At 52.6% G+C, this 12,923-nt stretch carries 10 protein-coding genes; 6 read left to right on the forward strand and 4 right to left on the reverse strand.

The window, feature by feature from the left end; all coding sequences use genetic code 11:
• Positions 1 to 231: 231 nt before the first annotated feature.
• Together KO503_RS07525 and KO503_RS07530 are read left to right on the forward strand one after the other, a co-directional pair.
• Positions 232 to 2,136 carry a propionyl-CoA synthetase gene (locus KO503_RS07525; RefSeq protein ID WP_215990910.1) on the forward strand — a complete coding sequence of 635 codons (1,905 nt, stop codon included), beginning with the start codon at positions 232 to 234 and terminating at the stop codon, positions 2,134 to 2,136.
• Positions 2,137 to 2,433: 297 nt separating this feature from the next.
• The gene (locus KO503_RS07530) at positions 2,434 to 3,840 is read left to right on the forward strand and encodes a sigma-54-dependent transcriptional regulator (RefSeq protein WP_215990911.1); all 1,407 of its coding nucleotides are present in this window, start codon (positions 2,434 to 2,436) and stop codon (positions 3,838 to 3,840) included.
• A gap of 70 nt (positions 3,841 to 3,910) precedes the next feature.
• Here KO503_RS07530 and KO503_RS07535 read toward each other — a convergent pair whose 3' ends face one another.
• Positions 3,911 to 4,669 carry an NAD kinase gene (locus KO503_RS07535; RefSeq protein WP_215990912.1) on the reverse strand — a complete coding sequence of 253 codons (759 nt, stop codon included), beginning with the start codon at positions 4,667 to 4,669 and terminating at the stop codon, positions 3,911 to 3,913.
• 262 nt (positions 4,670 to 4,931) lie between these two features.
• Between KO503_RS07535 and glyA the strand changes: the two genes are divergently transcribed.
• Positions 4,932 to 6,227 (forward strand): serine hydroxymethyltransferase, encoded by a 1,296-nt coding sequence (gene glyA / locus KO503_RS07540; RefSeq protein ID WP_215990913.1) that lies wholly within the window; start codon positions 4,932 to 4,934, stop codon positions 6,225 to 6,227.
• Between the two features lie 93 nt (positions 6,228 to 6,320).
• Here the strand turns inward: glyA and KO503_RS07545 are convergent, their stop codons facing one another.
• Positions 6,321 to 6,692: a hypothetical protein gene (locus tag KO503_RS07545; RefSeq protein ID WP_215990914.1), complete on the reverse strand. Its 372-nt coding sequence runs from the start codon at positions 6,690 to 6,692 to the stop codon at positions 6,321 to 6,323.
• Between the two features lie 52 nt (positions 6,693 to 6,744).
• Between KO503_RS07545 and KO503_RS07550 the strand changes: the two genes are divergently transcribed.
• Together KO503_RS07550 and KO503_RS07555 are read left to right on the forward strand one after the other, a co-directional pair.
• Positions 6,745 to 7,521 carry an alpha/beta fold hydrolase gene (locus KO503_RS07550; protein WP_215990915.1) on the forward strand — a complete coding sequence of 259 codons (777 nt, stop codon included), beginning with the start codon at positions 6,745 to 6,747 and terminating at the stop codon, positions 7,519 to 7,521.
• A gap of 139 nt (positions 7,522 to 7,660) precedes the next feature.
• Complete coding sequence (locus tag KO503_RS07555; RefSeq protein WP_215990916.1) at positions 7,661 to 8,005, forward strand: type II toxin-antitoxin system Phd/YefM family antitoxin; 345 nt, start codon at positions 7,661 to 7,663, stop codon at positions 8,003 to 8,005.
• A 104-nt stretch (positions 8,006 to 8,109) separates the two neighbouring features.
• Here KO503_RS07555 and KO503_RS07560 read toward each other — a convergent pair whose 3' ends face one another.
• Both KO503_RS07560 and lepA read right to left on the reverse strand, forming a co-directional pair.
• Positions 8,110 to 8,295: a CTP synthetase gene (locus KO503_RS07560; protein ID WP_215990917.1), complete on the reverse strand. Its 186-nt coding sequence runs from the start codon at positions 8,293 to 8,295 to the stop codon at positions 8,110 to 8,112.
• 1,284 nt (positions 8,296 to 9,579) lie between these two features.
• Complete coding sequence (gene lepA / locus KO503_RS07565; protein WP_215990918.1) at positions 9,580 to 11,379, reverse strand: translation elongation factor 4; 1,800 nt, start codon at positions 11,377 to 11,379, stop codon at positions 9,580 to 9,582.
• Between the two features lie 190 nt (positions 11,380 to 11,569).
• Between lepA and KO503_RS07570 the strand changes: the two genes are divergently transcribed.
• On the forward strand, positions 11,570 to 12,793 hold the full coding sequence (locus tag KO503_RS07570) for a hypothetical protein (protein WP_215990919.1): 1,224 nt from the start codon (positions 11,570 to 11,572) through the stop codon (positions 12,791 to 12,793).
• Positions 12,794 to 12,923: the final 130 nt, after the last annotated feature.

Here is a 12,923-nt window from a genome sequence, read left to right on the forward strand (position 1 = left end):
AAACGATACACCCCAGCCCGCGAATTGCAAAGTTTGCAAACAGGTCTGATACACAGATTTGCAGAATTTCCATCAACATTTCACGCCTCGTTTGATAACAGTGGTTACAGCGCAGTGAGCTCGTGGAACGTTTGCCTCCCCAGGAGGGCCGCAGTGACGATAGGTCACGCGGCGAGGTAGGCCTGATACGATTGCTCTTTATCCCTGTGCGCATGAGCGAGGAGATAAATCATGGGCCACACCGGCAGTTACGCGGATGTTTACGACGCTTGGAAAGCAGATCCAGAAGCCTTTTGGATGGAGGCTGCAGACAAAATCCATTGGTTTCAAAAACCAACCAAGGCGCTATTCGACGAAAACGCCCCCATTTATGAATGGTTCTCTGACGGGTTGACCAACACCTGCTACAACGCTGTGGATCGTCATGTGGCTGACGGGCGTGGCACGCAGGCGGCAATCATTTACGACAGCCCCGTGACAGGCACCAAACAAAAGATTTCATTCAACGACCTGCAAGATCGCGTCGCCAGTCTGGCTGGAGCTTTGCGCGCCAAAGGCGTCGAAAAAGGCGATCGCGTGATCATCTACATGCCCATGATCCCCGAAGCACTGGAAGCGATGCTGGCCTGTGCGCGTTTGGGGGCTGTGCATTCCGTGGTTTTTGGTGGGTTTGCCGCCAACGAATTGGCGGTGCGCATCGATGACGCCACTCCCAAGGCGATTATTGCGGCCTCTTGCGGGATCGAACCCAACCGCGTGGTCCATTATAAACCGCTGCTGGACAGTGCGATTGATCTTGCCGAACATACGCCAGATTTCACCGTTATTTTACAGCGCGACCAAGAGGTTGCCGATCTGAACCCAATGCGCGACTTTGATTGGCACGGGTTCCAATTTGGCGTTGAACCCGCCGACTGCGTGCCAGTTGAGGGCAATCATCCAGCCTATATTTTGTATACATCCGGCACCACAGGAGCGCCCAAAGGCGTCATTCGCCACACAGGCGGACAGCTTGTCGCGCTCAATTGGACAATGAAAAATATCTATAATGTGAACCCTGGTGACGTGTTTTGGGCCGCCTCTGATGTGGGGTGGGTCGTCGGGCATTCGTATATTTGTTACGGACCACTCATTCACGGCAACACCACCGTGGTGTTCGAAGGCAAGCCTGTCGGCACCCCTGACGCGGGCACGTTTTGGCGCGTGATCGAAGAGCATAAAGTCAATGTACTTTTCACAGCCCCCACAGCGTTCCGCGCCATCAAACGCGAAGACCCGACTGGCGCGCTGATTGCCAACTACGACCTCAGCAGCTTGCAATCGTTGTTTTTGGCAGGGGAACGCGCTGATCCCGACACGATTGTCTGGGCACAAAACTTACTGAAGAAACCGGTGATCGACCATTGGTGGCAAACGGAAACGGGCTGGGGCATTGCAGCAAATCCACTTGGGATAGAAGCGCTTCCCGTAAAAATTGGCTCGCCGTCCGTGGCGATGCCTGGCTACGACATTCATATCTTGGATGAAGCTGGGCATGAGGTTGCGACAGGTGAACTTGGTGCGATTGCTGTGAAGCTGCCTCTGCCCCCCGGTACATTTCCCAATCTTTGGAATGCCGAAGATCGGTTCAAGACCAGCTACTTGTCACATTTTCCGGGTTATTATGAAACGGGAGATGCAGGGATCAAGGACGATGACGGATACCTATATATTATGGCCCGTACCGACGATGTGATCAATGTGGCGGGGCATCGCTTGTCCACGGGCGCGATGGAGGAAGTTTTGGCCGCGCACCCAGACGTTGCGGAATGCGCCGTCATCGGCGTCGCTGACCCGCTGAAAGGCCAAATACCGCTTGGATTTTTGTGTTTGAACGCAGGCGTCGACCGCCCCAAAGACGAAATCATAGGCGAAGTGGTCACCGATGTGCGCGCAAAAATTGGACCTGTCGCGGCGTTCAAATTGGCCTGTGTGGTTGACCGTTTGCCCAAGACGCGGTCTGGAAAAATCCTTCGCGCCACCATGGCCAAAATCGCAGATAGCGAAGCATTCAAAATGCCAGCCACCATCGATGACCCCGAAATTTTAAATGAGATTAAGACAGCTTTGCAGGGACTCGGTTGCGCAAAACACTAAATTTTTATCTAAGATTGCCTGTTTCTAATCGGCCAGCTGGTTAAGATAAAATTAACCATAAGGTCTGCCATTACAGCGCGCCCTTATCGGGGCGCGTTTTTTCTAGGCTGGCCCCGCTGCATTGAGAGCATGGTCAAGGGACAGATAAGGGACAGATATAGAGGCGGAGCAACGTTATCGCAGCAAACCCTACCCGATGCAAAATCAGAAATCATTGCGCTTTTGGACACACTGAGCCAAGCTGCTTCATATATTATAAAGATAATTCATCTACTCAAAGATAAGAAATAGGTTGGAATGCCACACACTCCGATTTTAATCGTCGACGACAATGACATACAACTGACGCTGTTCAATTCGGCCTTGAATGATTCCGGATTGAGAACGGTCTGCGCACGCTCCAAGGCTGAAGCCATAGCTCTTGCGATCCAGCATAAGCCCAGAATCGCATTGGTAGATCTGGTTCTGCCCGATGGGAACGGCAATGATTTGATCGCGGCCCTGCAAGCACAAAATCCAAACATCAGATCAATCGTTATCACAGCTCACGCATCAGTTGATCGCGCGATTGAAGCCATGCGCTTAGGTGTTTTTGACTTTCTCATCAAACCCGTAGCCCCTCAAATTTTGCTCAACACCGTGACCAATGCACGCTCGGATTGCCACCGTTCGATCAATACAACGCATATGACGCAGGACGCTCCCCCTCTAGGCGGTTTGATCGGCTCAAGCGATGCGATGAAAACCGTTTACGCAACGATCAGAGCTGTTGCTGGATCCCTAGCCACCGTATTTATCACCGGTGAAAACGGGACAGGAAAGGCACAATGCGCTGAGGCAACACACGCCTTATCAACAGTCTCGGATGGACCATTCATACCTGTCAATTGCAGTGCAATTGCAGATAGATACCCTGGGGGTGAAATTTTCGGCCATATTGCAGGTTCTTTGCCAGGACATGACCTTGAAAAGGTTGGCGCCGCAGAGCAGGCCCACGGCGGCACATTGTTTTTAGATGAAGTCTGCGAATTGGATGCAACGGCGCAGGCGCAATTGCTACAATTGTTACAGACCTCAAGCGTCACGCCCCACGGTGCGGGGACACCGCGCAATGTGAAAGTTCGCATCATTTGCGCCTCGTCAAAAGACCCGATGGAACAGGTCAAGTTGGGCCAATTCAGAGCCGATCTTTACTATCGCCTGAACGTCGCGCCTCTTCATCTGCCACCTTTGCGTGACCGCGGGAAGGATGTCATCGAAATCGCTGAAGCGATGGTGATCCGCTATGCCGTCAAAGAAAAGCGCCCCGCCCGCTTGCTGTCTCAAGAGGTAAAGGCGCTGTTTCTAAGCTACAGTTGGCCAGGCAACATTCGCGAACTGATGAATTTGCTGTGGCATTGTGTGGTCGTCAGCAATGATCACTCCATAGATCTGCGACATATGCCCCATCATATGCAAGACATGCACTTGATGCAGGAAGGCGTCAAAGAAAAACGCCCCGCTCAGGTCGGTCTTTTAGAGTATATCCAAGGCAAGACCTTGGCCGAGATCGAGCGCGAAGTCATCGAAATCGCGATTGCACGCGCCGGCGGTTCCATTCCACTTGCATCCAAATCCTTGGGCGTATCTCCGTCAACGATCTACCGAAAGCTGGAAACATGGGGACGCCCTGCACGCGGGTCACGTAAATCCGACATCCCCTAACCCAATGGCTGTAGATGGCTGCGACACGCAGACATCCTTGTTCAACACAATCAAATCAAATCAAATCAAATCAAACGAACTGTTCTGTCAAAAGCCGCTCTTCAAGCCCATGACCCGGATCAAACAAAATACGATGTTTGACGCTGGGCACGGACGTGATTTCAACCCAATCCACATTGCTCACAGATCGACTGTCTGCATCCGCCATCACAGGGCGTTTGCTGCGCTCGAGCACATCGAAACGCACCTTAGCGGTATTGGGCAGCAAAGCCCCACGCCAACGGCGCGGACGAAACGCCGCCAAGGCTGTAAGCGCCAAAACATCAGACCCAATAGGCAAAATCGGCCCTCGCGCCGAATAGTTATACGCCGTTGATCCAGCCGGCGTGGCCAAAAGCGCCCCGTCACACACAAGTTCATCCATCCGCACCTTGCCATCGATAGAAACCCGCAGCTTGGCCGCCTGCGGTCCAGCGCGTAGCAACGACACCTCGTTGATCGCCAACATGTTGTGTTGCACGCCGTCGCCATCTTTAGCCACCATCGACAAAGGGTGGATCACTTCCTCTTCGGCGACCGTCAGACGATCTATCAAATCGTTTTCGCGAAACTCGTTCATCAAAAACCCAACAGTGCCGCAATTCATCCCGTAAACAGGCGTATCCAAATGCATCGTGCTGTGCAGGGTTTGCAACATAAACCCATCGCCGCCCAAGGCCACGATCAAATCCGCATCTTCCGCAGGGACGCTCGAATATTGCGCTGTCAGACGTTCTAAAGCGCGTTGCGCGATTTGCGCGTCACTGGCAGCAAGGGCTATTTTGACCATAATTTTATGTCCGATCTCATCGCACCTGCAAAGGATCCTGACAGGGCACAGCTGTGGGTAACAAATCACAGCATGGAATTCACGCATTTTTCGAAACGAGATCAATTTTATCGCAAGTAAGCGCAACGACACCTCGTAAAACTTTGCTCCATTCCACATCTAACTGCGCTTTCATCATCATTATGCACACGACGAGGGTTTCCCAAGTGTAACGATTTGGCTAAACACGCGGCAACACTCCCCTGCTGCCAAGGAGCACACCATGACAACCAATGTACGTGACGCCGGTTTTTTCACTGAAAGCCTGTCCTCCCGCGACCCTGAACTGTTCGGATCAATGCAAAAAGAGCTTGGCCGTCAGCGCAATGAAATTGAATTGATCGCGTCTGAGAACATCGTCTCTGCCGCCGTCATGGAAGCTCAAGGCTCAGTGCTGACCAACAAATATGCCGAAGGCTACCCAGGTCGTCGCTACTATGGCGGTTGCCAATATGTTGACATCGCAGAAAACCTCGCACGTGATCGTGCGAAAGAGCTGTTTGACGTTAAGTATGTGAATGTGCAGCCAAATTCCGGCTCACAAGCCAACCAAGGTGTGTTCACAGCGCTCTTGCAACCTGGCGATACAATCCTCGGCATGTCCTTGGACGCAGGTGGTCACTTGACCCACGGCGCCAAGCCAAACCAATCTGGCAAATGGTTCAATGCCATCCAATACGGCGTGCGTATGCAAGATCAACGCATCGATTACGACCAGATCCAAGAATTGGCCAATGAGCACAAACCAAAGCTCATCGTTGCTGGCGGCTCTGCCATCCCACGTCAGGTTGATTTCAAAAAATTCCGCGAGATCGCTGATTCTGTTGGCGCGATCCTTATGGTCGATATGGCGCACTTTGCGGGTCTCGTGGCTGGCGGCCAGCATCCGTCTCCTTTCCCATATGCGGATGTTGCGACCACAACGACACACAAGACCTTGCGTGGCCCACGTGGCGGCATGATCTTGACCAATGATGTTGAGATCGCCAAAAAGGTCAATTCTGCCATCTTCCCCGGCATCCAAGGTGGCCCCTTGATGCACGTGATCGCAGCCAAAGCAGTTGCCTTCGGTGAAGCCTTGCGTCCTGAATTTAAAGCATATGCCAAGCAGGTTATCGTCAACGCGCAAGCGCTGTCTGATCAGCTGATGAAAGGTGGCCTTGATATCGTCACTGGCGGCACAGACACCCACGTATTGCTGGTTGATCTACGCCCCAAAGGCGTGAACGGCAAGATCACTGAGGCAGCCCTAGAGCGCGCTCACATCACCTGTAATAAAAACGGTATCCCATTCGACCCAGAACCACCGATGATCACCTCTGGCGTGCGTCTTGGTACGCCTGCGGGCACGACACGCGGCTTTGGCGAAGCTGAATTCCGCTTGATCGCGGACTGGATCGTCGAAGTTGTGGACGGTTTGGCGGCCAATGGCGAAGAAGGCAATGCAGAAGTTGAGGCCGATGTACGCGCCAAAGTCGAAGCCTTGGCAGAAAAGTTCCCGCTTTACCCAAACCTGTAAAGCTTTGATTTTACGATATCAAAAGGGGCCTTCGGGCCTCTTTTTTGTGGTAAACCTACGGGGTAAGCAAAGGGCGAAACGGCCTCAAGCGCTTTAAAGCAGCCCACGCCAAACCAGAATGGCCACGATAGCGCCAAAGATCAGAATCACAATCAAGGCAATCAACGCCAGAGCATCCAAAAAACGCCCCATACGGCGTTTGAATGGATCAATACCTTCCAAATGCCCCGTAAGGTTTCGAATGGCACGGTCAACAGGTTTTACGTCAACTGTTCTGGCTAATTTTGGGTGTGTTTCCAAGGCCATAGCCTCGACAATCAACTTGCCATCCCGCCGTGCCCAACGTGGTAACGCACGCCCTGCTTTGCGCAATTTCGCCTCAAACCCGCTTCCCGCATGAATGCCCAAACGCTCTGACATAAGCGTGGCCAGCTGTTCGGATTTTTGACTGATGCTGTTTTCCATAAGCCTATTTTAAGGGGTTTTCGCCGCGCCGCCAAGCTTGTATCACTCTGTTATGTTAAACACCGTCATAACTGGCCAAGCCACTGAAAAAACGCCTCTTTTGATCGTGCATGGTCTTTTCGGCTCTGCGCGCAACTGGGGTGTTATCGCCAAACGCATGTCGCAAGATCGCCAAGTGATTTCGGTCGACATGCGCAATCACGGCACAAGTTTTCGCGCCAATTCAATGTCTTACGCGAATTTAGCCGATGATCTGGCTGAGGTTTTACGTGCACATGGCGCATCAGATGGCACCCATGTTTTGGGCCATTCCATGGGCGGCAAAGCCACTATGATGTTGGCTTTGACCCATCCCGAACTGGTTAAGTCTTTGATTGTCGCGGATATTTCACCCGTTACTTATGAGCATACCAATAAGCCATTGATCGATGCGATGCAGGCCTTGGATCTGTCCAAGGTTGAAAAGCGATCCGATGCGGATGCAATGCTGGCAGTGGATATTTTCGATGCAGGTGTGCGAGCATTTTTGCTGCAAAGCCTTGTTGTTAAAGACAAAAACTGGTTGCTGAATTTGCAGGTTTTGGAAGATGAAATGCCCAAAATCGTCGGATGGCCGGACGGTATCACCAGCGTTTTCGACAAAGACACGTTCTTTTTATCAGGCGCGGAAAGCTCTTATGTCTCACGCGACCACCGCGCCGTGACCAAATCCTTGTTTCCAAAGGCTAAATTTGCCTCCCTACCTGACACAGGACATTGGTTGCACGCCGAAAAACCACGGGAATTCGAAGCAGCATTGACCGCTTGGTTGTCGCGTTACGACGATTAGGGCCCAAGCACGCTAAGCACGCTCTGCTGAGAATTATTTTAACGTTTTGCACGACACTAAGGCGCAAGGTTGCAAAAGTTTAACGCTTTTGCCCCTGACCACTTTACATGTTTGCAAGATTTTTAAGGGTATTTTCGCTATGGAGTATATCACCGTCAAAACCACCGACTTTCGCCCACGCCTGACCGAGCTGTTGGACAAGGTGGAAACAGGCCAAGCGCAGGTCATCATCAAACGCTATGGGCGCGCACGGGCCGCCCTGATCAGCTTTGACGATCTGTTTCGCATCTGGGATGCCGTGGCCGACGAAGTGGATGGTCCAGAGGACCCAAAAACAGGTCTGCGCGCAGGCTCAACCAACCCCGACATCAAACAACAACTGGCAGCCCAAAAAGCCGACAGAGACACCTACCGCGCTTTGGGGCAAGACAAGCAATGGACGAGGTTTTGGGCTTGGGTCAGGACGCTACACAGTAGCGATTGAAGGCCGTAGGGCGGCATTCAAAAGACCCAAGCACGTTCGCACAGCTGCCAACGCTGGTTTAGGCATGGTTCGCTGATCACATACAGGTCGTGAAACCATCCCGATCACATCACATCAACGATTTTCTTAGTCACAATCCATGTCACAGGAATGGCCGCAACGAAACCGATAGCAGCAGCGATCACGATGGGATTTAGAGTGTCATTGCCCGAGACCAAAGCGATGATAATACCAACGCCCATCAGGGTGGTGGAGATAATCGAAAACATAATGCCAGCGAGTCGGGTCATTTGGGAATCCTCATATTCACGTATTTTGTGCTTCGGTGTGAGGATACGAGAGATTTTAGGGCTGCGCTTTGATCTAGCGCATGAGCGTCGACCTTTTGGCACTTAAAGTGCAGAAAGGTAAAACGCTGTGAGACAGCGTTTTAGCCGCGAACGGGTTTGCCACTGCAAACACGATACGCAGGTGTCAAGGATTGCGCATGTGTGACCTTGGCGGGCGGTTCATTAGGTATTGCAAGGACAGCGCGCGACCCTGGGTGGGTGCTTTAGCGCCCTCCCGTGGGGATGAAGAAGGGACCGTCGCCCCTGATGGGGCGGCGTAAGCCCTTCTGAACGGGCGATGGCCGACGGTGTCAGGCTGGGGAATCGGGTGGATCGCACAATAGCTTTTATTATCAGCCTCACGAGTTATCCACAGGAATACACACAAATACTATTGACTGAAGTCAATATTGAGTGGTAACAGATGGTAGCATCGCAATATGTATGCAAACTGTAGCAAGAATTGTGCTCGCAGCCCTTGACCCTACACATATGTGCCACTTATTCTATCAGCATGACTAGTTGAGCGATTCGAAAAAGCCGCCATGTGTCCAAACATGACGGCTAATAAGTTTCGAAGCTCACCGCATTTTATTGTGGGTCGCTGCGGAATCTTGGTAACCGATCTTTTATAGATTGGGAGTTATTAGTCAAGCGGCCTTCGAACTCAGATTGCCTTACGGCGGTCTAATGCCAACATAGGAGCACCCTAATGGCACGAAGACGACTTGGCGTTGCGCTAACAAGACAGCGCGCAGCTCACATCAAGCACCTGCTTGAGACAACAAACTTGAATCACGCTCAAATTGCCGCAGAAGTTGGTGGCATAAATCAAGGGCGTGTTTCCGAGGTGAAAAACGGAAAACGTTTTCCTGACGTTTCTGCGTCTGAATACGGAGGTGGCAGCTAATGGCGACCAACCCTCCCTCCGGTGACGGACATCGTAATGGCGCAGTTAAAGGGCGCTCTCAAACGCAGACACCATCTGGGCACTACGTAAAACGAGACACCAGCACAGGGCGTTTTATGGATGTGAAGACATCCAGCAAGGCACCATTCAAAGGTGTTCGCAAAGAAAAATAAGGAAAGGCCGCCCTCGGGCGGCCTTTTTTCTACTCATTAGCACACCCAAAGGTTGACACCGGTTCTTTAAAAGCGCCGTGCGTTCTCGCGTATTTTTCCTTGAAAATAAGCTGCCACGCACAGCACTTTCGTCACGTTTTGGGCTTTGCCCAAAGACGTGACTTAATCATCCATTTTCAAGGCGTTAATGAAGGCTTGCTGCGGGATCTCGACACGGCCAAATTGACGCATCTTTTTCTTACCCTTTTTCTGCTTCTCCAGCAGTTTCTTCTTACGCGTCGCGTCCCCACCGTAACATTTGGCGGTCACGTCTTTGCGCAGGGCCGCAAGCGTTTCGCGGGCGATGACCTTGCCGCCGATAGCAGCCTGAATAGGGATTTTGAACATGTGGCGCGGAATGAGTTCTTTGAGCTTTTCACACATGCCACGACCACGCGCTTCGGCGCGGTGGCGGTGGACCATGGTGGACAGGGCATCGACAGGTTCGTCGTTGACCAGAATGGACATTTTCACCAACTCGTCTTGTTGGTAGCCGGTCATGACATAATCGAAAGAGGCGTAACCTTTTGTTACGGATTTTAGACGATCATAGAAATCGAACACCACTTCATTCAGCGGGAGGTCATAGACAACCATAGCGCGGGTGCCGGCATATGTCAGATCGATTTGCACGCCACGACGATCTTGGCAAAGTTTCAGCACGTCACCCAAGTATTCATCAGGCACCATGATCGTGGCCTTAATGCGCGGCTCCTCGATATGTTCCACATGGGTAAGGTCGGGCATGTCAGCGGGGTTGTGCAGCTCGATCATAGAACCGTCACGCATGTGCACATGATAGATCACAGAAGGGGCTGTGGTGATGAGATCAATGTCATATTCGCGTTCTAGACGGTCGCGGATAACTTCGAGGTGCAACAAGCCAAGGAAGCCACAGCGAAAGCCAAAGCCAAGCGCGGCAGAGGTTTCCATTTCGGAACTGAAAGACGCGTCATTCAGTGCCAGCTTTTCGATGGCATTGCGCAAGTCTTCGAATTCGGCGCTATCCACAGGGAACAGACCACAGAACACCACAGGCTGCGCAGGTTTAAAGCCCGGCAAGGCGGCGTCACAGGGTTTCTTGTCATGGGTGATCGTATCACCCACTCGGGTGTCGCGCACCTGTTTGATCGAGGCGGTAAAGATACCGATCTCGCCGGGGCCAAGCTCGGGGATATCGACCATTTGGGGCTTGAGGACAGACAGCTTATCGACGCCATATTGCGCGCCGGTTTGCATCATCTTGATCTTGTCGCCCTTTTTGATCGTGCCATCGATCACGCGGATCATCACGACAACGCCGAGATAGCTGTCGTACCAACTGTCCACCAGCATCGCTTTGAGCGGCGCATCACGGTCGCCTTTGGGGGCGGGCAAACGGTGAACGATGGCTTCCAAAACGGCCGGAATGCCGATGCCCGTCTTGGCGGAAATTTCCAGCGCGTCAGAGGCGTCGATACCGATCACGTCTTCGATGTTTTGACGCACACGGGCGGGGTCTGCGGCGGGCAGATCGACCTTGTTGAGCACAGGCACGATTTCGTGATCCGCATCCAACGCGTGATAGACATTCGCCAAGGTTTGCGCCTCAACCCCTTGCGAGGCATCCACGACCAACAACGACCCCTCAACCGCCTGCATAGAACGCGAGACTTCGTAGGCGAAATCCACGTGACCGGGGGTGTCGATGAGGTTGAGAATATACAGTTCACCATCGTCTGCGGTGTATTCGATACGCACAGAGTTCGCCTTGATGGTGATCCCCCGCTCGCGTTCAATGTCCATACTGTCCAACATCTGCGATTTCATATCGCGGTCGGCAACCGTATGTGTGGACTGGATCAACCGATCCGCCAAGGTCGATTTACCATGGTCGATATGAGCAACAATCGAAAAGTTGCGGATGTTTTTAAGCTCGGTCATGTCAGGCCTTTAGCGCAAAATGGGGAACGTCAGATTTAGCTGATTTCTATGGGCGAAATGGGGGCGGTTGGCAAGCCCCGAGCCGGGGCTGGCATGATTTAGATATGTTGGCTTGAACGGTTTCTTGCAATCTCCGCCGAGCTGCGTGAATTATAGCGGATTGAGGCCGTGAATTGGGGTGGTGAGTATCGTGGCAGACGACGAAAAATTTGACATCAAAGAATTTGAAAAAGAAATCGAAACATGGGCCAGAGGCGTCAGCCCCGAAGTACGATCCGCCTTTGCCAGCATCTGCGCCGCACGCGCACTACCTAACATCATCGAAACAATGCGCCCAAAGGAGCGTATGGGATTTTCGCTTGACCTGAATCTACTACGCACCACGATCACATCGAAGGTTGCGGGCATCAACTTAACCGCCCATGTCGAAAACGCTGGCCGTTTCGCCGCGTCTTCCCTCCGCGCCACTCGCTCTGCACACTCTTCACCTTCCGCCCGTTCGGCCCTTTCCGCAGTATCCTCTTCCTTTTCCAGCAGTTCGACAGCGTCTGCTGCCGCCTCCTCCGCCTTTTCTGCCACTCCAGCATTTATGGCCTCTTACCCGCTTCCTTCCACCGCCTACGCAGCCCACGCCACCCATGCCGCCACAAAGCTACTCAACCAGTCTGCCCCCAAGGCTCTATTTGAGCGTCCACTCTGGCTAGATGTACCATGGCCAGACAAGATCGCAGAGAACTGGGCCACCCTGCGGGGTGAATGGTCCACCGATCCCGCTATGGCCTTTTGGATCGATTGGTACGAAGGCCTGCTTGAGGGCCGCTCCCCAGATTGGGACCTCTGGCATGACATTGTTTTGATTGACGATGAACATTGGAACGCAGGCCCAGAGGCCGTGGCGCGGGAGATTGGAATCATCCAAGCGGCCCACGACTTGGATGCCGCGATTGCTCGGTTAGAAGATGACATTCTGCTATTAAGCTTTGAAGACCAGCACCAAGGCAATCGCCCTGACGAAAACCCAGAAGTGCGTGCACAGTTTCTGATATATAAACGTGAACTTCTTGAAGCGTTGCGAGACATCAAAGAAGAACGCGAAAAGCTGCGGCTCGATCCCCTTAGTCAGCCCGATCCTGTAAAGCTAAAGGGACTTGCGCAAAAGATTCTCGATTTAGGGCGCAAGTTTCTACAGGGCTGCGCGTTGGCGGCTGGCATTGCAACATCCACTGTAGTTGGAGACATCGCGGCTGGAGTGGCCCAAAACTACGACATTCAGGACAAAGCTGTTGCGGCCATCACCCGTGGAATTGATGACGTTGTGTCGTCAATAAATCGCTTTGCTGACAAGTTAGCTACGCGCCCGAAACCCAACTCAAAACCAGTTCAAACCATGGATAGTCCAGTCATAGAACTATAATCTAAGTCGAAACTCTGTTTCGACACGCGACCGCCCGCCCCAAGGCGGGAGCGTGATACGCCCCCACCCGTGCGGTCGCGTGAGCGCAGAAACAATCGGCATCGCATTCTTGGCAAAAATCCCCCATCGG

This window comes from Pacificibacter marinus, from assembly GCF_018860505.1.
GTDB lineage: Bacteria > Pseudomonadota > Alphaproteobacteria > Rhodobacterales > Rhodobacteraceae > Celeribacter > Celeribacter marinus_B.

Excerpts from the sequence above, each read along its gene's own strand:
- KO503_RS07525 (WP_215990910.1), top strand. The coding sequence starts at position 232 with ATGGGCCACACCGGCAGTTACGCGGATGTTTACGACGCTTGGAAAGCA.
- KO503_RS07560 (WP_215990917.1), bottom strand. The coding sequence starts at position 8,295 with ATGACCCGACTCGCTGGCATTATGTTTTCGATTATCTCCACCACCCTG.
- lepA (WP_215990918.1), bottom strand. The coding sequence starts at position 11,379 with ATGACCGAGCTTAAAAACATCCGCAACTTTTCGATTGTTGCTCATATC.
- KO503_RS07530 (WP_215990911.1), top strand. The coding sequence starts at position 2,434 with ATGCCACACACTCCGATTTTAATCGTCGACGACAATGACATACAACTG.
- glyA (WP_215990913.1), top strand. The coding sequence starts at position 4,932 with ATGACAACCAATGTACGTGACGCCGGTTTTTTCACTGAAAGCCTGTCC.
- KO503_RS07535 (WP_215990912.1), bottom strand. The coding sequence starts at position 4,669 with ATGGTCAAAATAGCCCTTGCTGCCAGTGACGCGCAAATCGCGCAACGC.
- KO503_RS07555 (WP_215990916.1), top strand. The coding sequence starts at position 7,661 with ATGGAGTATATCACCGTCAAAACCACCGACTTTCGCCCACGCCTGACC.
- KO503_RS07545 (WP_215990914.1), bottom strand. The coding sequence starts at position 6,692 with ATGGAAAACAGCATCAGTCAAAAATCCGAACAGCTGGCCACGCTTATG.
- KO503_RS07550 (WP_215990915.1), top strand. The coding sequence starts at position 6,745 with ATGTTAAACACCGTCATAACTGGCCAAGCCACTGAAAAAACGCCTCTT.